We start from the raw sequence: 18,917 nt of genomic DNA on the forward strand, positions 1-18,917 counted from the left end.
ACATATTGAAGCGCACTGCAAGTGCTATTGTCATCGGAAAGCGGGATTCGGAGAAAATCGTGACGGCGATCTTCGCGGAACAGGCACTTCTGCCGGACGGCTGGAACAACAATGTCAGGATCACGCTGGCGGGCGGCCGCATCGCGGCGGCCGAGCCCGGCGCCTCACCGCTGACCGGCGACGAGCGCCATGCCATTGTACTCTCCGGCATGTCCAATCTGCACAGCCACGCGTTCCAGCGCGGCATGGCGGGGCTCGCCGAACTGCGAGGCCCCTCGACCGACAGTTTCTGGAGCTGGCGCGAGGTGATGTACCGCTTCGCTCTGTCGATGACGCCGGACCAGGTCGAGGCGGTGGCGGCACAGCTTTATGTCGAGATGCTGGAAGCGGGATTTTCGCGCGTCGGCGAGTTCCACTATCTCCACCACGACCGCGACGGAAAACCCTATGGCAACATCGCCGAGATGGCGGAGCGGATCGCGGCGGCCGCGGCTGAGACCGGCATTGGGCTGACGCTGCTGCCCGTCTTCTATGCCCATTCCTCCTTCGGGGGTGCGGCACCCAATGAGGCCCAGCGGCGATTCATCAATGATGTCCAACGATTCGGACGCTTGCTTGAGAAAAGCCGCGAAAGCGTTCGCTCGCTCGATCAGGCCGTTGTCGGCGTCGCCCCGCACAGCCTGCGCGCCGCGACGCCGGAGGAACTCGACGCGGTAACCGCGATGGCGCCGGACGGCCCGATCCACATTCATATCGCAGAGCAAACAAAGGAAGTGGAAGACTGCATCGCCTGGTCGGGCGCGCGGCCGGTCGAATTCCTTCTTGACCATGCCAAGGTGGACCGGCGCTGGTGCCTGATCCACGCCACGCATATGACCGAGGCCGAGACGGTCCGCATGGCCAGGAGTGGCGCGATCGCCGGCCTCTGCCCGATCACCGAGGCCAATCTCGGCGACGGCACCTTCACCGCGCCGCTGTTCGTCGAACATGGCGGCCGCTTCGGCGTCGGCTCAGACTCTAATGTGCTAATCGGCCTGCCGGACGAGCTCAGGCAGCTGGAATACTCGCAGCGCCTGACGCACCGCGCCCGCAACGTGCTGGCGGTAGCGGGCGGCTCGGCCGGCCGCGCCTTGTTCGATGCCGCGCTCGACGGCGGCAGCGCCGCGCTCGGCGCCGGCCCGGCGCGGATCGCAGCCGGCGCCCCGGCCGATTTGGTGTCGCTCGACCCGAACCATCCGTCGCTCGCCGGCAAGACGGGAGACTCCATCCTCGATGCCTGGATCTTCGCCAACGGCGCCAGCGTCGACAGCGTCTGGGTGCACGGCAGGAAGCAGGTCAGCGGCGGCCAGCATGCCAGGCGCGAGCCGATCGCCGAGAGGTTCCGCGCTGTCATGACCGCGCTGTCGGCAGCCTAGCTCGTTCAACAGGCGAACCGCGACATGAGCATGATCGAGACAATGGAAGCGGAAGGTGGCGAGGCTGTTTCGCTGCACCAGCGCATCCTGTCCGACATTAGCGAAAAGATCCTGTCCGGCGCCTGGGCGCCCGGACACAGGATTCCGTTCGAGCACGAGCTGACAGCTGAATACAATTGCTCGCGCATGACGGTAAACAAGGCGCTGTCGCAGCTGGCCAAGGCCGGGCTGATCGAGCGCCGCCGCCGTTCCGGCAGTTTTGTCCGCCAGCCGCAGTCGCAGGCGGCGGTGCTGGAACTGCACGACATCCGGATCGAGGTCGAAGCGCTCGGCCTGCCCTATCGCTATGAAAGGATGGCTCGGCTGAAGCGGCGCAGCAGCGCCGAGGACCGGTCACTGCTGGGGCTTTCCGCCCCAGGCTTGGTGCTTTCGCTGGAATGCCTGCATTTCGCCGGCCAGCGGCCCTTCGCGCATGAGCAGCGGCTGATCAATCTCGCCGCGGTCGCGGAGGCCGGCGAGGAGGACTTTTTGGCCATCGCGCCCGGCCCCTGGCTGATCGGCCGCGTGCCGTGGAGCGAGGCCGAGCATCGCATCCGCGCCACCGCCGCGGACGACCATGTCGCCGACACGCTCGATATAGACCCCGGCGCGCCGTGCCTGGTGGTCGAGCGTCGCACCTGGAGCGCCGAGCACCCGGTGACGCATGTGCGCTTTATTTATCCGGCCGAGAGCCACACGCTGGTGGCGCGGTTCACGCCGTCGCAGGGATGAGTGATCTCCCCCTCGTGGGGGAGATTGGCAGTTCGGGCGCCGCGCCTTAAATCGCCGCCGTAATAATAATCTCGACCAGATATTCCGGGCCGGCCAGCTTGGCCTCGCCGGTGGCGCGGGCGGGCGTATGGCCCTGCGGCACCCACTTGTCCCATTCCGCGTTCATCTCGGCGAAGGTGCTCATGTCGGCCAGCCAGATGATGGTCTGCACGATCTTGGTCTTGTCGGTTCCGGCCTTGGCCAGCAATTCGTCGATGGTCTTCAGGATGTCGCGGGTCTGCGAGGCGACATTGCCGCCGGGCTCGCCGACCTGGCCGGCCAGATAGACGGTGTTGCCGTGGATGACGATCTGGCTCATGCGCGGGCCAACATCGATGCGACGAATGCTCATGGGGCGTTCCTTCCTATTATCGGTCGCGCCTCTTTAGAGTCCGCGCCGGTTTCGGGCAAGGCCGGCAGGGACGAAACCAATTGAGCCAATTGTGTGGCCCCTGCCCGTTGCGTACACGGCGAGTTGACCGGCCGTGACCAAATTGCGTCGGGCCATCTTGTTGACTAATGTAATAACATCACATATCGAGTTGAACCGCTCGAACAATGGGCTACCGCCCCAACGGACCACCGATGACCAATGCCTGCCTGACCTTTCGCGACCTGACGCTCGGCTATGGCAGCCACCCGGCGATCCATCACCTCGATGGCGTCATCCGCAAGGGGTCGCTGACGGCTGTCGTCGGCGCCAACGGCTCGGGCAAGTCGACGCTGATGAAGGGCATTGTTGGCGTGCTGAAGCCGATGGAAGGCGCGGTCACCCGCGCCCCCGGCGTGCGCACCGCCTATCTGCCGCAGCAGTCCGAACTCGACCGCTCTTTCCCAGCGCGGGTGGTCGACCTGGTTTCGCTCGGCTTGTGGCCGAAGCGCGGCCTGCTCGGCCGCTATACGAAGGAGGACCGCGAATCCGTCAGCAAGGCGCTGTTGGCGGTCGGCCTCGGCGGCTTCGAGACGCGCCCGATCGACACGCTGTCCGGCGGACAGCTGCAACGCACGCTGTTTGCGCGCGTGCTGCTGCAGGACGCCGACCTCATCCTGCTCGACGAGCCGTTCAACGCCGTCGACGCCAAGACGGTCGGCGACCTGATCCAGTTGATCAAGCGCTGGCATGGCGAGGAGCGCACGATCATGGTTGTCGTCCACGATCTCGACCTCGTTCGGCACAATTTCCCCGAGACGCTGCTGCTTGCGCGCCAGCCGGTCGCCTGGGGCGAGACCAAGGAAACGCTGCGGCCGGAAAACCTTCTCAAGGCGCGGCGCTTCCATGAAGCATGGGAAGAGAACGCGCCCTGGTGCGAGCCCGACGACCATCATCACGACCATCACGGGCACGACCATCACGGCCCTGCCCATACCCATGCGCATGATCACCATCATGACCACGGCTCCGGGCCGAGGGCCGCCTGATGGACTTTCTCTACGGCCTCTTCATCGCGCCCTTTGCCGATTTCGCCTTCATGCAGCGAGCGCTGTTCGGCTCGCTGCTGCTGTCGCTCGGCGCCTGTCCGGTCGGGGTCTTCCTGATGCTGCGGCGCATGAGCCTGTCGGGCGACGCCATGGCGCACGCCATCCTGCCGGGTGCGGCCGCAGGCTTCCTGCTCTACGGGCTGGAAATCCTGCCGATGACCATAGGCGGGCTGATCGCCGGCATTATCGTCGCGCTCGGCGCCGGCGCTGTCTCGCGTTTCACCGTCCAGCGCGAGGACGCTTCGATGGCGGCCTTCTATCTGATCTCGCTCGCCGTCGGCGTGCTGATGGTGTCGATCCGCGGCTCCAGTGTCGATCTCATGCATGTGCTGTTCGGCACGGTGCTGGCGCTCAACAACGAGGCTCTGACGCTGATCGGCGGTATCGTGCTGGTCACGCTGGTCGCCCTCACGATCTTCTGGCGGGCGCTGGTCGCCGAATGCCTCGACCCGCTGTTCCTGCGCTCGGTGAGCCGCATGGGCAGCCCGGTGCATTTCATCTTCCTGGGGCTGGTGGTGCTCAACCTCGTCGGCGGCTTCCAGGCGCTAGGCACGCTTTTGTCGGTCGGGCTGATGATGCTGCCGGCCGCCGCCGCCCGCTTCTGGACGGTGCGCGTCGAGCCTATGTGCGTGCTGGCGGTGCTGATCGGCTTCGCCTCCTGCACCGCCGGACTGCTGCTTTCCTACCACGCCTCGCTGCCGTCCGGCCCGGCCATCATCCTGTCGGCCGGCGTCGTCTACTTCTTCTCGATCGTGTTCGGCTCGCGCGGCGCGCTGCGCGCCCGCATCGTCCACCATCGCCACCGGACCGCCTGATCCCCCAAGCAAGGAGACCTGCCCAATGCTGAAATCCTTCCGCGCCGCCCTGGCCCTGAGCGTTATAACATTTACCGCGCTTGGCGCTTCTTCGGCCTTCGCCGCGCCGCTCAAGGTGGTGGCGAGCTTCACGGTGATTGCGGATTTCGCCAAGAATGTCGGCGGCGACCGGGTCAGCATCACCACCATCGTCGGCCCGGATGGCGACGCCCATGTCTACGAACCGAGCCCGGCCGACGCGGTGGCGATGGCTGGCGCTGATGTGGTGCTGGTCAACGGGCTGCAATTCGAAGGCTATTTGCAGCGCCTGGTCGACGCCAGCGCCACCAAGGCCTCGATCGTTACCTTGACCAAGGGCGTCACCCCCATCGACTTCAAGCCGGAATTCGCCGATGCGGACGCGGCGGAAGGCGCCGCCACCGGCGGCGGCAAGACGGTCACCGACCCGCATGCCTTCCAGTCGATCGCCAATGCCAGGATCTATGTGAAGAATATCGCCGAGGCCTTCTGCGCCGCCGACAGCGATGGCTGCGTCGGCTACCAGACCAATGCCGCGGCCTACACCAAGAAGCTGGATGCGCTGGAAGGCGAGGTGAAGGCGGCGATCCAGTCGATCCCCGAGGAGAAGCGCGTCGTCATCACCTCGCACGATGCCTTCGGCTATTTCGAGCACGAATATGGCCTGGCCTTCCTGGCGCCGCAGGGCATTTCCACCGACTCCGAGCCATCGGCCGCCGACGTCGCCAAGCTGGTCGAGCAAGTGAAGCAAGACAAGGCGGCTGCGATCTTCGTCGAAAACATCACCAATCCGCGGCTGATCGAGCAGATCGCCAGCGAGACCGGCATCAAGGTCGGCGGCACGCTCTATTCGGATGCGCTGTCGCAGCCCGACGGACCAGCCTCGACCTATATCGACATGATGCACAACAACATCGCCCAGATCAAAGGCGCGATCCTCGGCAGCTGAGGTCCGCTCATCCAGCCGGATTGTGATGGTCCGGCTGGATTTTCCGCCGCGAATGTCTATCTGCAAAGACGACGCCGGCGGCGTGCGACGATACGCGATCGGCGGGAGCAGTTGCCGGCTCGCTCCGGGAGTGGCAAGACTGCCGCGCGACCAGATTGCGAGGACGACCATGGAATACCGAGAGATCAGCGACGACTATTCGGTCTCGGGCCAGATCCAGCCCAGCGATATCACCGCCATCAAGGAAGCCGGCTTCAAGAGCGTGATCTGCAACCGGCCGGACAACGAGCAGCCCGGCCAGCCTTCGGCCGAAAGCGTCAAGGCAGCGGCCGAGGCGGCCGGCCTCGCCTTCCGCTTCATCCCGGTCATCAGCGGCCAGATCACCTTCGAGAATGTCCAGGACCAGGCCGCGGCGCTCGACGAGCTCGAGGGCCCGGTCTTCGCCTACTGCCGCTCCGGCGCCCGCTGCACCAATCTCTATGGGTTGATTCAGCAGTCGAGGGGCTGAAGTGTGCTGAGATTCAGGTCAGGCCGGCCTGACCTGAACATCAGCGCACCCTAGATCGGCAGCGCGCCGGTCTCCTTCAGCGTCTCCAGCACGATTGCCGTCTTCACATGCTGGACGGATTCGTGCGGCAGGAGCACGCCGTTGACGAACTCCGACAGTGATTTGAGATCGGGCGTCACCACTTTCAGAATGTAGTCCATCTCCCCGGTCAACGCGTGCGCCTCCTGAACCTCAGGCAGCCGCGCCACCAACTCGCCGAAGCGCCGGGCGTTGTCACGATTGTGGGTGGCCAGTGTCACCGAGATGACGTTGACCAGCGAGAAGCCCAGCCGGTCCCGGTCGAGCACCGCGCGGTACCCCTTGATATAGCCGTCCTCCTCCAGCCGCTGGCGGCGGCGCGAGCATTGCGAGGCCGACAGGTTCACCCGCTCCGACAAATCGTTGTTGGTGAGCCGCGCGTCGCCCTGCAGCAGAGCCAGTATCTTGCGATCGAATTGATCAAGGCGCGCATTATCCACGGATTTTCCTCCAATCATGCACGTTCTACGCATGACATGAGCATTTCAGGCGTTCGAATGCAAGCACCGTGCGGCCCTCCGGCGTTATCATGAGCGAAGATGGCCAAGACCGGCCGCAACAGCTTCGGAGAACCGCCATGGGCCCCTTCCCGCACGACGCCCCGCCCGCCAGGATCAGCAAGGCGAACCCCGCCGGCACCGACGGTTTCGAATTCGTCGAGTTCGCGCATCCCGAGCCTGCCAAGCTCGCCGAGCTCTTCGCCCGCATGGGCTATGTCGCGGTGGCGAAGCACCGCACCAAGGCGATCACCGTCTGGCGGCAGGGCGACATAAACTACATCGTCAATGCCGAGCCCGGCTCGCATGCGATGAAATTCGTCGACAAACACGGCCCCTGCGCCGCCTCGATGGCGTGGCGCGTTGTCGACGCCAAGCACGCCTTCGACCATGCCGTGTCGAAGGGTGCCACGCCTTATGAAGGCACCGACAAAGCGCTCGACGTGCCGGCCATCGTCGGCATAGGGGGCTCGCTGCTTTATTTCATCGAGACCTATGGGGAGAAAGGCTCGGCCTATGACGCCGAGTTCGAGTGGCTGGGCGAGCGCGACCCGAAGCCGGAGGGCGTCGGCTTCTACTACCTCGATCACCTCACCCACAATGTCTATCGCGGCAACATGGACAAGTGGTGGGACTTTTACCGCGACCTGTTCGGCTTCAAGCAGATCCACTTCTTCGACATTGACGGCAAGATCACCGGGCTGGTCAGCCGCGCCATCACCTCGCCCTGCGGCAAGATCCGCATTCCGCTGAACGAGTCCAAGGACGAGACCAGCCAGATCGCCGAATATCTGAAGAAGTACAATGGCGAAGGCATCCAGCACATCGCTGTCGGCACGGACGCGATCTACGAGGCCACCGACCTGCTTGCCGCCAACGGGCTGAAGTTCATGCCTGGCCCGCCCGACACCTATTACGAGATGTCGCAGGACCGTGTGCATGATCACGACGAGCCGATCGGGCGGATGAAGAAGCACGGCATCCTGATCGACGGCGAAGGCGTCGTCGACGGCGGCATGACCAAGATCCTGCTGCAGATCTTCTCGAAAACCGTGATCGGCCCGATCTTCTTCGAGTTCATCCAGAGGAAGGGCGACGAGGGCTTTGGCGAGGGCAATTTCCGCGCCCTGTTCGAATCGATCGAGCAGGACCAGATCAAGCGCGGCGTGATCAAGCTGGACGGCAAGGCGGCGTAAGGCCGAGGAGGGCGAGCGGTTCAAAGACCGAGCCGCTCGACCTCGTCCTTCCGCAGCTTGATGTCGTAGTCGAGCAAAAACTCATCCAGTTGCGGCGGCGGAACGGAAGTGCCGGAGAGCATCGCGTGCACCTGCCCGCGGTGGTGGATGTCGTGCAGGAAGACATGGGCGAGGATGTCGCCGATGCGCTCGGGGATCATACCGTCTTCGCGTCTATCGGTGATGACACGACGGTCTAGATCGGCCTCCGACAAAGCATCGCAGAAGGCGATCAGTTTGCGGTCGAAGGTGATCTGCGCCACTACCAAATCGGCGACATTGTCGAACGGCACGAAATCATCATAGGCGGCAGCGCCGACACCACCCTCCGTCAGGAAGTCGAGATAGAGATGGTCGACCGCGAGGATGTGGTTCAGCGTCTCCTTGATCGACGGAAAGAAGCTGGTGCGCGCGGCCTCAAATTCTCCAGGCTCGAGGAACAGCACGGCGCGGTACAGGCGGTCGTTCGACCAGCGATTGTTGCGCGCCATGCGGCGCAGGTGATCAATCAGCGTCATGGCGTCCTGTCGACAAGGCCGATGCCGACCGCCAGAACCAGGAAGCCGCCGACAACGATCAGCAGCAGCCGGATCATTTTTCGCCGCAGGCCTTGTGTTTCCTCGTCCCGCGCGACGCTGAGATTGGTGACGGTGTGGAACAGCATCGCCTTGCGCGGAACGCCGCTGCGGTTGGCGAGATCAGGCGAGCGCGCCTCGATGCGGTAGCTCAGCCGGGTTGCCTGGACGAAGACCACCAGAATGGCCAGCGCCCACACGCCAAACAGCAAATAGACGGCTTCGCCTGGCATCCCCTCACCCCGCGTATTTCTCGACCTTCTGCTCGATGGCGCCGAAGATCGAATGGCCGGCCTTGTCCTTCATCTCGATGCGCACCGTGTCGCCGAAATGCAGGAATGGCGTCTTCGGTTCGCCCGCCTCGATGGTCTCGATCATGCGCAGTTCGGCAATGCAGGAATAGCCGGCGCCGCCGGCCGAGACAGGCTTGCCCGGCCCGCCGTCCAGCTTGTTGGAGACGGTGCCCGAACCGATGATGGCGCCGGCGGCGAGCGGCCGCGTCCTCGCGGCATGCGCGATCAGCGCCGGGAAATCGAAGGTCATGTCGACCCCTGCGTCCGCACGGCCGAACGGCTTGCCGTTGAGATCGGCCAGCAGCGGCAGGCTGACCTTGCCGCCGTCCCAGGCGTCGCCCAACTCATCCGGCGTCACCGCGACGGGCGAGAAGGCGGAGGACGGTTTCGACTGGAAGAAGCCAAAACCCTTGGCAAGCTCGGGGCCGGTGATGGCGCGCAGTGTCACGTCGTTGACCAGCATGACCAGCCGGATCGCGTCCCGCGCCTGGTCGGGGCCGGCGCCCATCGGCACGTCGTCGACGATGACGGCGACTTCCGCCTCCATGTCGATGCCGAAGGCCTCGTCGGCCATGCGGATCGGATCGCGCGGCGGAATGAAGCTGTCCGAGCCGCCCTGGTAGATCAGCGGATCGGTCCAAAAACTTGCCGGCATTTCGGCGCCGCGCGCTTTGCGCACCAGTTCGACATGGTTCACATAGGCCGAGCCGTCGGCCCACTGATAGGCGCGCGGCAGCGGCGAATGCGCGTCATGCTCGTGGAAGCGCGCCGAAGGCACCGCATTGTTCTCCAGCGATTCCGCCATTGCCGCGAGGTGCGGCGAAATCCGCCGCCAGTCGTCGAGCGCGGCTTGCAGCGTCGGCACCAGGAAGGAGGCGTCGGTGAACCGCGTCAAATCGCGCGAGACGACGACCAGCTTTCCGTCGCGGGTCCCGTTCTTCAATGTGGCAAGCTTCATGCGGTTTCCTCTCCTTGCGCGGCTTGTTCGCCGCTTTGGTCTTTGTCTGTCGCATGATCTTTTCCGAAAACCGGGTCCCACTTTTCGGGATCATGCCCTAACCCCACAACAAGGCCGTCGCGGGCGATCGTCAAGTCGCCGGCCCAAGTTTTCCTGACGGCGGCGATCCAGTCGGCCTCGCCGATCGCGGCATCGTCGGCCGGAATGAGGTGGTTCAACACCAATCTGTTGACACCGGCATCGCTGGCGATGCGGCCGGCCTCCTCGGCGAAACTATGGCTGGCGAGCAGATGTTCGCGCAGCCGCGCGCCGTTGCCGGTCTTCGCCACCAGCCGCTCGATCCCTTCCTCCAGCATCGCTTCATGGACGAGGATATCGGCGCCTTTGGCGAAGTCGGCCAGCGGCGGGAAGAAGGCCGTGTCGGCGGAGAACACGATGCTCCTGCCGCCATGCTCGATACGCAGCGCAAAGCAGTCGGTCACCGGCGGATGGTCGACGCGCAGCGCCGTCACCTTCAGCCCACCCTCCTCCACAACCAGTCCCCCGCCGAACTCCCCGACCGAGACCAGATCCCTGATATCCGGCCGGCCTTCGTCGACGATGCGGATTTCGATGTCGAAATCCATCGCCTGGCAGAAGCGCTGCCAGTAGTGGCCGGTGCCAGGCGGACCGAAGATGGTCACCGGCGTGGCGAGGCCCGCCGTCCAGGCGGTGTGGATCAGCGGTCCGAGTTCCAGCACATGGTCCGAATGCAGATGCGTGATGAAGACTAGGTCGAGCGTCTTCAGGCTGAGCCCGGCATCGGTCAGCGCGCGGGTGACGCCCAGCCCGCAATCGACGACGATTGCGCGGCCGCCGATCTCGAGCAGCGAGGAACTTGGCCACGGCCCACCCGGCCGGATCGCCGGGCCGCCCTTGGCGCCGAGAAGAACGAGGCGGTCCAAATTCAAGACCAGTCGCCCTCGGGCGTGCCGTTGAAGCGTTTTTTCAGCCCGGCCCAGCAGTCGATGTAATTGTCCTGCCTGGTTTCGACCTCGGCGGCGTAGCGGGTCAGCATCTGCGGGAATCGGGTCTCGAACATGAAGGCCATGGTGTTGTCGAGCTTGACCGGTTTCAGTTCCGTGCGCGAGGCCTTTTCGAAACCAGTCGCGTCAGGCCCGTGGGCCAGCATCAAATTGTGCAGGCTGATGCCGCCGGGGACGAAGCCCTCCTCCTTGGCGTCGTACTGGCCGTGGATCAGGCCCATGAACTCGCTCATGATGTTGCGATGGTACCAGGGCGGGCGGAACGTATCCTCGGCCACCAGCCAGCGCGGCGGGAAGATGACGAAGTCGATGTTGGCGGTGCCTTCCTCGCCGCTCGGCGCCGTCAGCACGGTGAAGATCGACGGATCCGGGTGGTCGAACAGGATGGCGCCGACCGGCGAAAACGTCGCCAGATCATATTTGTAGGGCGCGTAGTTGCCGTGCCATGCGACCACGTCGAGCGGCGAATGGCCGATCTCTGTGACATGGAAGGAGCCGCACCATTTGACGATCAGCCGGCACTGCGTCTCCTTCTCCTCGAACCAGGCGCAGGGCGACTTGAAGTCGCGCGGATTGGCGAGGCAATTGGCGCCGATCGGCCCGCGGTCGGGCATGGTCAGCTTGGCGCCGTAGTTCTCGCAGACATAGCCGCGCACCTCGGCATCGGCGAGCTCGACCTTGAAGACGAGGCCGCGCGGCAGCACGGCGATCTCGCCGGGCCTGAGCTCGATGACGCCCATCTCGGTGACGAAGCGCAAGGCGCCGACCTGCGGCACGACAAGCATCTCGGCGTCGGCGTTGAAGAAATGATCGTCGGTCATCGAGCGGTTGGCGACATAGACATGCGCCGCCATGCCGGACTGCCCGAGCACGTCGCCGGCGGTGGTGATGGTGCGCATGCCCTCGATGAAGTCGGTCGGCTCCTTCGGCATCGGCACCGGGTTCCAGCGATACTGGCCGAGCGCCAGTTCGTGGTCGCCGAGATTGGGTGCGGTCTTCCAGAGCGGATAGAGGGTGGACTTGAAGCGCCCGGTGTGGCGGACGCTCGGCCGGATCCGATAGAGCCAGGAGCGCTCGTTGGTGCCGCGCGGCGCGGTGAAAGGCGAGCCCGAAAGCTGCTCGGCATAGAGCCCGTAGGCCGGCCGCTGCGGCGAGTTTCGCCCCTGCGGCAGCGAGCCGGGCAGCGTCTCAGTCTCGAAATCGTTGCCGAAGCCCGGCATGTAGGAAAAGCCCATCCGATCCTCCCTGATCACCGTCTTAGCCTCGCATAGCGCGGCCTGCCGGCGATGTTGACCAAACTGGTTTCATTTGTAACCATCGAAAATGTAACTATCAACGGCTGACGCGACAGTGGTGCGCCTATGGAACCGGAAATCCTCGAGTTGGAAAACTTCCTGCCCTACCGGCTCTATCGGCTGGCCGACGCGGTCAGCCGCGAATTCTCGAAAATCTACCGGGATCGCCATGACCTGACCCGGCCGGAATGGCGCACGCTTTCGGGCCTCGGCCAGCACGGCACGATGACGGCGACGGCGCTCGGCGAGCAGTCGGCCATGCACAAGACCAAGGTCTCGCGCGCGGTGGCGGAGTTGGAGCGGCGGCGCTGGCTGACGCGCACGCCCGACGAGAAAGACCGCCGCGTCGAGCATCTGGCGCTGACCAAGGCGGGGCTTGCCGCCTATCGCGAGATGGTGCCGCTGGCGAAGGCGTTTGAGAGGGAGTTGCTGGGGAAACTCGGAGCGGAAGAGCGAGGAGCGATTGTGAAGGGCGTAGCGGAGCTCGAAACTTGTTTGGGACCAGACAAAGTTGGTGCTAATCACGTTGGGCTAAAGGGCTGAATCAGGAGCATATGGATGGCTTGGCTTCCAAAGAGATTTCTCGCCGGAGGGCCGCCCGGATCCGGTAACTCCAACAACCTCTATCGAAAATCGGTCTACACCAAAGAGCTCGGCGAGCCCGATCAACTCTTTCCAAGCAAAGGGCCTGACGATGTTGAGGTTCTTGCGTTTCGTAGAGACTTCTCGCTCATTGATCCCGCCGGCAACGGCTTTGTACTCCTAACCAACGGTATGAGCGACCGGCGCATGGCTACCCCGTCAACGGCAGGCGAGAACATTGAGCGGCGAGCCGAACTGATGTGGTATGTTCGCGAGCCTGACTCAAACATCATCAGCAATCTCAAATGGCTGGCGGAGTATCCCTTTATCGACAATACATGGTTGGGCTTTGGTCACCGCATTGAAATGCCTTGGTCGCCCGTCTCGGGCACGGATTTCAGAATTTTCATGTTTTTGACCCCTGTCATTGCACCCGATAAACGCATTGCAGAAGCGCTGACCATTGACCACGATGACGTCACCATCCTTTGCGCCCATTTGATCTCCGCTGCCGAGTATGAATTCATCAAGACGGTCGGGTTGGACCCATTCTTGGACATGCTCGACGAGCGTCATTATCCCACCGTTTTAGACCCCAAACGGACGTCCTATGTCTAGCGGCAGGTGCCTGCGGCGCTTTGCTTTCGCTTTCGCCCCGGTAGCGCTCACCAGTCCATCACAACCTTACCCGAATTGCCGCTCCGCATCGCATCGAACCCGACCTGAAAATCGTCGATGCCGATGCGGTGGGTGATCAGGCCCGAGACGTCTAGCGGCCCCTGCACCAGGGCGATCATCTTGTACCAGGTCTCGAACATCTCGCGGCCGTAGATGCCCTTGAGATGCAGCATCTTGAAGATGACCTTGTTCCAATCGATCTCGAAGCCGGTCGGCGCGATGCCGAGGATGGCGATCTTGCCGCCATTGTTCATGGTGTCGATCATGTCGCGGAAGGCGGGGGCGGCGCCGGACATCTCCAGGCCGACGTCAAAGCCCTCGGTCATGCCGAGCTTCGGCATGACGTCGCGCAGCTTTTCCTTCGAGGCGTCGACGACGTGCTGGACGCCGAGCTTGCGCGCCAGGTCCAGCCGGACCGGATTGATGTCGGTGATGACCACCTTTCGCGCGCCGACGCATTGCGCCACCAGCGCGCCCATGATGCCGATCGGCCCGGCGCCGGTGACCAGCACGTCCTCGCCGACCAGATCGAAGGACAATGCGGTGTGGACGGCATTGCCCAAGGGATCGAAGATCGCCGCGATCTCGTCGGGCACGTCGTCGGGGATCGGCACGACATTGTGCTGCGGGATCGCCACGTATTCGCCGAAGGCGCCGGGCCGGTTGACGCCAACGCCGAGCGTGTTGCGGCAGAGATGCCCTCGCCCCGCCCGGCAGTTGCGGCAATGGCCGCAGACGATGTGGCCTTCGCCCGAGACGCGCTGGCCGAGCTTGTATTCGGTGACCGCGGCGCCGAAATCGGCGACCGTGCCGACGAACTCATGGCCCGTCACCATCGGCACCGGCACCGTCTTCTGCGCCCACTGGTCCCAATTGTAGATGTGCACGTCGGTGCCGCAGATCGCGGTCTTCCTGACCTTGATCAGCACGTCGTTGGGACCGATCTCCGGCACCGGCACCTCTTCCATCCAGATGCCCGGCTCGGCCTTGGCCTTAACCAGCGCCTTCATCATGTTGGACATTCTTTTGTTCCTTGAATCTCTTGATCCGGAATCGTTTTTCGGCGCTCAGGAAATCACGCCGAGCTCCCGTCCCACTGCGCCGAACGCCTCGACCGCGCGATCGATATCAGCGATGGAATGGGCGGCAGACATCTGGGTGCGGATGCGCGCCTGACCCTTCGGCACCACCGGGAAGGAGAAGCCGATGACGTAGATGCCGCGCTTCAGCATGCGCGCGGCCATCTCCTGTGCCAGAGCCGCATCGCCCAGCATCACCGGGATGATCGGATGGTCCGCGCCGGCGAGCGTAAAGCCGAGCTTGCCCATTTCGGAGCGGAACCGTTCCGCATTGGCATAGAGGCGCTCGCGCAAGGCGCCGCCATTGCGGATCATGTCGAACACCTTGATCGAGGCGCCGGCGATCGCTGGCATCAGCGTGTTGGAGAACAGATAGGGCCGCGAGCGCTGGCGCAGCCAGTCGACCACCTGGGCTTTGCCCGAGGTATAGCCGCCGGACGCGCCACCCAGCGCCTTGCCGAGCGTGCCGGTGATGATGTCCACCCTGCCTTCGACGCCGCAATGCTCGGCCGAACCGCGGCCATGTTTGCCGACGAAGCCGACCGCATGGCTGTCGTCGACCATCACCATGGCATCGTATTTCTCGGCCAGGTCGCAAACCCCCTGCAGGTTGGCGATGATGCCGTCCATCGAGAACACGCCGTCGGTGGCGATCAGCCGGAAGCGGCAATCTTTCGCCTCCTTCAGCCGGGCCTCGAGATCAGCCATGTCGTTGTTGACGTAGCGGAAGCGCTTGGCCTTCGACAGCCTGACGCCGTCGATGATCGAGGCATGGTTCAGCGCGTCGGAGATGATGGCGTCCTCCTCGCCGAGCAGCGTCTCGAACAGGCCGCCATTGGCGTCGAAGCAGGAGCCGTAGAGGATGGTGTCGTCCATGCCGAGGAAGGACGAGATCGTCGCCTCCAGCTGCTTGTGCTCCTCCTGCGTGCCGCAGATGAAGCGCACCGAGGCCATGCCGTAGCCGTAGCGGTCGAGCGCATGCTTTGCCGCGTCGCGCAATTCGGCGCTGTCGGCGAGACCGAGATAGTTGTTGGCGCAGAAATTCAACACCTTTTGGCCGGCAACCTCGATCTCGGCCGATTGCATCGAGGCGATCACCCGCTCGGACTTGTAGAGTCCGGCCGTTTTCAGCCCCGCAAGTTCGCTGTCGATGTGGGAAAGGAATGCTGTGGTCATGATCCAACCCTGTTCGGTTTGACGCGGACTGTCGCCCCGCGTGGCTGAAAAATCCACCGCAAAAGCGACGGCTTCGGTGGTGCGGCGAAAGCTGGATGACATCCCGTTTTGGCGGCGCGTTCGACGATGCGTTCAAATGCATGGTTGCGGCGAAAGGACATGATAACCATTTCCGCAGCTTTCCCCCTCTGCGGGCGCAACAGGCGGGGCTGCTTGCCTGCCTGTTAACCCTTTCAAGTCAATGGTCTTCGCATAACGAAAACGAGGGCGGGAATCCGTCGGCGGGAGGGGTCACCCACACATGTCGCAGCAGCCGGTGCAAAGCGTTTCGCGCAAGCTGACACTGCTGATCAAGAGCGGCTACTGGCTGGCCCTGTTGATCATCGCCGCCATGGTGATGGGATCGTTCGTGCTCTTGCAGCAGATGATGGCGGCGCAGCAGAACAATGACACGCTGCTCAACATCGTCAGCACGCAGAAGGCGCTGTCGCAGCGGATCGTCTTCCTGGCCGGCGCGACGGGTGCGGCCTCGCGCGACAAGCAGCCGGCCCTCGTTGCCGCGCTCAAGCAGGCGACCGCGGAATTCGAAACGAATTACGATTTGCTCCTGGACAAGACGGGAGCCGATCCGATGTCGCCGGCGCGCTTCAATCCGAAGTCGATCGAGAACGTGCTGTTCGCCAAGCCGTTCCATCTCGATTACTTCTCCGTCGGGCTGATCGCCAATGGCAAACGCCTCATCTCCTCGTTCGAGACCAAGCTGACGACCGGCCTCGACGGCTACAAGGGCGGCGCCGACCGCGTCGATCTCGACGCCTCCGTGGCCAATGCCACGCTGTCGGGCTATGCCGCACTCGGCCAGCGCATCAGCGCGTTTGCCGACGAGCGCTCGGGACAGCTGCTCGATCTCCACCGCACCCTGTTCTTCGCCACCATCGGCGTCATAGTGCTGGTGGCGCTGTTCATCTTCCGGCCGATGTCGAAGGCTATCCTGCGCAAGACGCATGAGCTGGTCGACGCGCGCAACTCGATGGCCTTCATCGCCGTGCATGACGGGTTGACGGGCCTCCACAACCGAACCTTCCTCACCGATCATTTCGACACGCTGATCAAGGGCGCGCATCGCCGGCGCGAGCGGCTGGCGGTGATCCAGCTCGACCTCGACCGTTTCAAGCAGATCAACGACACGCTGGGCCACGCTGCCGGCGACTATGTGCTGGTCGTCACCGCTCAGCGCATGCGCGACTCCTGCCGGGCCTCGGACCTGTGCGCCCGACTCGGCGGCGACGAATTCGTGATGATCCTCAACGGCGCCGGCGGCACCGAGGACATCAACATGCTGGCCCGGCGCATCCTCGAGCAGATCAACGAGCCGATCACTTTCCAGGGCACGACCATTCTGCCGGGAGCTAGTGCCGGCATCGCGGTCTACCCGGTCGACGCCGACAATGCGGCGGACCTTTTGGTCCATGCCGATCTTGCGCTCTACTCGGCCAAGAAGCTCGGTGGCGGCAATTTCTCGTTCTTCTCCGAGGAACTGCGGCGCGAGCTCGACTACCGCAAGCAGCTCGAGCAAGACATCCGCTCGGCCATCGCCGACAAAACGTTCGAAGTCTATTTCCAGCCACAGGTGTCGCTCACCAGCGGCAAGATCAGCGGCATCGAGGCGCTGGTGCGTTGGAAGCACGCCGAACGCGGCATGATCTCGCCGGGCGAGTTCATTCCGGTCGCCGAGAAATGTGGCTTCATGCCGGACATCGGCCGCATCGTCATCACCAAGGCGATCAACGAGGCGGCGGAGTGGGACCGGGCCGGCATCGATTTCGGGCGGCTCGCCGTCAATGTCTCCGGCACCGAACTGCGCGAGCCAGACTTCGACAGGTTCCTGTTCGGCACGCTGGAAAAGGCTGGGCTGGCGCCGCAGAAACTGTCGCTGGAGATCGTCGAGTCGGTCATCCTCGACGATGAAAAGACCGGCATCGCTGCCAAGCTCAGGCAGATCCGCGCGGCCGGCGTCCATCTAGAGCTCGACGATTTCGGCACCGGCTATGCCTCGCTCAGCCACGTCAACCCGAACGAGATCGACCGACTGAAGATCGACCGCCGCTTCGTCCAGAACATCAACGAGAACGGCGACAACTCCAAGATCGTGCGCGCCATCACCGAGCTTGCACGAGGACTGGGCATTTCGATCGTGGCGGAAGGTGCAGAGACCGAAGCCGAGCTCGATTCGCTGATGGCGATCGGCTGCGACCAGGTGCAGGGCTATTCCATCGCCTTCCCGATGCCGCAAGACAAGGCGCGCGAATGGCTGACGGCGCGCAGTCCGAAGAAGGCGAAGCTGAAGGTGCTGCAGGGCAGCCTGGCCTGAGGTGCATTGACATTCAGGTGATGCGGGCCGGCAAATGGCGGCTTCCTGCGCTGATCACCGCGCTCAAGCAGTGCCGCTACGCCTTCGGCGCGATCGCCGGCTATGACCGGTGAGGCGGCGGCGCTCCGCTAGCCACCCACATTCGCCCGCAACGCCGCAAGCACCTCCGCGAATTCGGCCAGCCGGTCGTCCGGCAATCCCGCCCGCAACCGCTTGTCGAAGGCGACGGCCGCCAATCGCAATTTCTCGAACATCGCTTCGCCGGCCTCGGTCAGCGCCACCTGATGGACCCGGCGGTTTTGCGGATCGCGTCGCCGCGTCAGCAACCCCTGCGCCTCCATGGCGTTGAGATGATGGGTCAGCGTCGCGCCCTGGATGCCGATCATGCCGGCAAGCTCGCGCTGGTTGGCGAGTTCCTTCGACTTGACTGAAAGTAAGGTCACCCAGACCGGCAGCGTGCCACCAGCCTCCACCAGCGCAGCGTCGAAGGCTTGCGCCACCAGCTTGGAGGTGCGGGCCAGATTCATTCCGACGGGCGGGCGGTCAAAGGGTGTCATGATACGACAGTAGAACAAGGGATTGGGCGTTGGAACGTGCCATCATAGATTGACATCAAATCATTTGATATCTAACTATTTGGCCAGCGGTGGGAAGGAAGGAATGCGGTCATGCAATATGTCTACATCATCGTCATCGGCCTTCATGTCATGGCCGGCGTGTTCTGGGCCGGCACCACCATCACGCTCGCCCGCGATCCCGAGATCAGGGCTGAGCGCTTCATCCGGCCGCAACTCGGCGCATCGGGCATGGTGTTCCTGACCGGCGCGCTGCTCTGGTATTTCTTCCACGAGGGCAGCTTCGGCTCGATGGAGATTGTGCTGGCAATCGGCATCGTGGCGGCCATCGCGGCCGCCGGCGTCCTCGGCGCCATGGTGCGCCGGCCGAGCAGCCAACTTGCCGGTGCCGATGCAGCCACCGAACCAATGCTGCGCGCGAAGATGGCCAACGGCGAACGCATCGCCGCCTGGCTGCTGGTGCTCACCGTGCTGTGCATGGCCACCGCAAGGATGTTCTAACTCGG

General features: G+C 63.8%; 21 protein-coding genes. 11 read left to right on the top strand and 10 right to left on the bottom strand.

Translation table 11 applies throughout. From position 1 onward, the window contains the following. Positions 1 to 59 precede the first annotated feature (59 nt). Both EJ073_RS06745 and hutC read left to right on the top strand, forming a co-directional pair. Complete coding sequence (locus tag EJ073_RS06745) at positions 60 to 1,415, top strand: formimidoylglutamate deiminase (protein WP_126055036.1); 1,356 nt, start codon at positions 60 to 62, stop codon at positions 1,413 to 1,415. Between the two features lie 24 nt (positions 1,416 to 1,439). Then, entirely contained in the window at positions 1,440 to 2,186 is a 747-nt protein-coding gene (gene hutC / locus EJ073_RS06750; protein ID WP_126055037.1) for a histidine utilization repressor, read from the top strand. A 46-nt stretch (positions 2,187 to 2,232) separates the two neighbouring features. Here the strand turns inward: hutC and EJ073_RS06755 are convergent, their stop codons facing one another. Beyond that, on the bottom strand, positions 2,233 to 2,577 hold the full coding sequence (locus EJ073_RS06755; RefSeq protein WP_126055038.1) for a RidA family protein: 345 nt from the start codon (positions 2,575 to 2,577) through the stop codon (positions 2,233 to 2,235). Positions 2,578 to 2,810: 233 nt separating this feature from the next. On the opposite strand from EJ073_RS06755, the gene aztA reads away from it, so the two are divergent. From aztA to EJ073_RS06775, 4 genes are all read left to right on the top strand, one after another. Then, positions 2,811 to 3,644 carry a zinc ABC transporter ATP-binding protein AztA gene (gene aztA / locus EJ073_RS06760; protein ID WP_126055039.1) on the top strand — a complete coding sequence of 278 codons (834 nt, stop codon included), beginning with the start codon at positions 2,811 to 2,813 and terminating at the stop codon, positions 3,642 to 3,644. Then, a complete protein-coding gene (aztB, locus tag EJ073_RS06765) occupies positions 3,644 to 4,519 on the top strand; it encodes a zinc ABC transporter permease AztB (RefSeq protein WP_126055040.1) in 876 nt (291 codons plus the stop codon). Before aztA ends, aztB begins: the two co-directional genes overlap by 1 nt. A 25-nt stretch (positions 4,520 to 4,544) precedes the next feature. Then, positions 4,545 to 5,486, top strand: a complete 942-nt coding sequence (gene aztC, locus EJ073_RS06770; protein WP_126055041.1) for a zinc ABC transporter substrate-binding protein AztC — start codon at positions 4,545 to 4,547, stop codon at positions 5,484 to 5,486. Between the two features lie 169 nt (positions 5,487 to 5,655). Then, positions 5,656 to 5,994, top strand: a complete 339-nt coding sequence (locus EJ073_RS06775; protein WP_126055042.1) for a TIGR01244 family sulfur transferase — start codon at positions 5,656 to 5,658, stop codon at positions 5,992 to 5,994. 50 nt (positions 5,995 to 6,044) lie between these two features. On the opposite strand, the gene EJ073_RS06780 is transcribed toward EJ073_RS06775, so the two are convergent. Then, a complete protein-coding gene (locus tag EJ073_RS06780) occupies positions 6,045 to 6,512 on the bottom strand; it encodes an Lrp/AsnC family transcriptional regulator (protein WP_126055043.1) in 468 nt (155 codons plus the stop codon). A 137-nt stretch (positions 6,513 to 6,649) separates the two neighbouring features. Here EJ073_RS06780 and hppD point away from each other — a divergent pair, with 137 nt between their 5' ends. Then, complete coding sequence (gene hppD / locus EJ073_RS06785) at positions 6,650 to 7,765, top strand: 4-hydroxyphenylpyruvate dioxygenase (protein WP_126055044.1); 1,116 nt, start codon at positions 6,650 to 6,652, stop codon at positions 7,763 to 7,765. A gap of 20 nt (positions 7,766 to 7,785) precedes the next feature. Here the strand turns inward: hppD and EJ073_RS06790 are convergent, their stop codons facing one another. The 5 genes from EJ073_RS06790 to hmgA are packed head-to-tail and all read right to left on the bottom strand — an operon-like array spanning position 7,786 to position 11,890. Continuing rightward, the gene (locus EJ073_RS06790; protein ID WP_126055045.1) at positions 7,786 to 8,322 is read right to left on the bottom strand and encodes a DinB family protein; all 537 of its coding nucleotides are present in this window, start codon (positions 8,320 to 8,322) and stop codon (positions 7,786 to 7,788) included. Continuing rightward, a complete protein-coding gene (locus EJ073_RS06795; protein ID WP_126055046.1) occupies positions 8,319 to 8,612 on the bottom strand; it encodes a hypothetical protein in 294 nt (97 codons plus the stop codon). The genes EJ073_RS06790 and EJ073_RS06795 overlap by 4 nt, the downstream gene beginning before the upstream one ends. A 4-nt stretch (positions 8,613 to 8,616) precedes the next feature. Continuing rightward, a complete protein-coding gene (locus EJ073_RS06800) occupies positions 8,617 to 9,630 on the bottom strand; it encodes a fumarylacetoacetate hydrolase family protein (protein ID WP_126055047.1) in 1,014 nt (337 codons plus the stop codon). Next, complete coding sequence (locus EJ073_RS06805) at positions 9,627 to 10,586, bottom strand: MBL fold metallo-hydrolase (protein WP_126055048.1); 960 nt, start codon at positions 10,584 to 10,586, stop codon at positions 9,627 to 9,629. Before EJ073_RS06805 ends, EJ073_RS06800 begins: the two co-directional genes overlap by 4 nt. Then, on the bottom strand, positions 10,577 to 11,890 hold the full coding sequence (gene hmgA, locus EJ073_RS06810) for a homogentisate 1,2-dioxygenase (RefSeq protein WP_126055049.1): 1,314 nt from the start codon (positions 11,888 to 11,890) through the stop codon (positions 10,577 to 10,579). Before hmgA ends, EJ073_RS06805 begins: the two co-directional genes overlap by 10 nt. Before the next feature lie 126 nt (positions 11,891 to 12,016). Here hmgA and EJ073_RS06815 point away from each other — a divergent pair, with 126 nt between their 5' ends. Both EJ073_RS06815 and EJ073_RS06820 read left to right on the top strand, forming a co-directional pair. Further along, positions 12,017 to 12,493, top strand: a complete 477-nt coding sequence (locus EJ073_RS06815) for a MarR family transcriptional regulator (RefSeq protein ID WP_126055050.1) — start codon at positions 12,017 to 12,019, stop codon at positions 12,491 to 12,493. Positions 12,494 to 12,508: 15 nt separating this feature from the next. Beyond that, positions 12,509 to 13,150 carry a suppressor of fused domain protein gene (locus EJ073_RS06820; protein ID WP_126055051.1) on the top strand — a complete coding sequence of 214 codons (642 nt, stop codon included), beginning with the start codon at positions 12,509 to 12,511 and terminating at the stop codon, positions 13,148 to 13,150. Positions 13,151 to 13,197: 47 nt separating this feature from the next. On the opposite strand, the gene tdh is transcribed toward EJ073_RS06820, so the two are convergent. Together tdh and EJ073_RS06830 are read right to left on the bottom strand one after the other, a co-directional pair. After that, complete coding sequence (tdh, locus tag EJ073_RS06825; RefSeq protein WP_126055052.1) at positions 13,198 to 14,232, bottom strand: L-threonine 3-dehydrogenase; 1,035 nt, start codon at positions 14,230 to 14,232, stop codon at positions 13,198 to 13,200. Between the two features lie 45 nt (positions 14,233 to 14,277). Continuing rightward, the gene (locus EJ073_RS06830; protein WP_126055053.1) at positions 14,278 to 15,465 is read right to left on the bottom strand and encodes a glycine C-acetyltransferase; all 1,188 of its coding nucleotides are present in this window, start codon (positions 15,463 to 15,465) and stop codon (positions 14,278 to 14,280) included. A gap of 301 nt (positions 15,466 to 15,766) precedes the next feature. On the opposite strand from EJ073_RS06830, the gene EJ073_RS06835 reads away from it, so the two are divergent. Further along, complete coding sequence (locus EJ073_RS06835) at positions 15,767 to 17,836, top strand: EAL domain-containing protein (RefSeq protein WP_126055054.1); 2,070 nt, start codon at positions 15,767 to 15,769, stop codon at positions 17,834 to 17,836. A gap of 128 nt (positions 17,837 to 17,964) precedes the next feature. On the opposite strand, the gene EJ073_RS06840 is transcribed toward EJ073_RS06835, so the two are convergent. Beyond that, on the bottom strand, positions 17,965 to 18,363 hold the full coding sequence (locus tag EJ073_RS06840; RefSeq protein ID WP_245455480.1) for a MarR family winged helix-turn-helix transcriptional regulator: 399 nt from the start codon (positions 18,361 to 18,363) through the stop codon (positions 17,965 to 17,967). A 141-nt stretch (positions 18,364 to 18,504) separates the two neighbouring features. On the opposite strand from EJ073_RS06840, the gene EJ073_RS06845 reads away from it, so the two are divergent. After that, positions 18,505 to 18,912, top strand: a complete 408-nt coding sequence (locus tag EJ073_RS06845; protein ID WP_126055056.1) for a hypothetical protein — start codon at positions 18,505 to 18,507, stop codon at positions 18,910 to 18,912. Positions 18,913 to 18,917 lie beyond the last annotated feature (5 nt).

The organism is Mesorhizobium sp. M4B.F.Ca.ET.058.02.1.1 (assembly GCF_003952505.1).
Classification (GTDB): Bacteria; Pseudomonadota; Alphaproteobacteria; order Rhizobiales; family Rhizobiaceae; genus Mesorhizobium.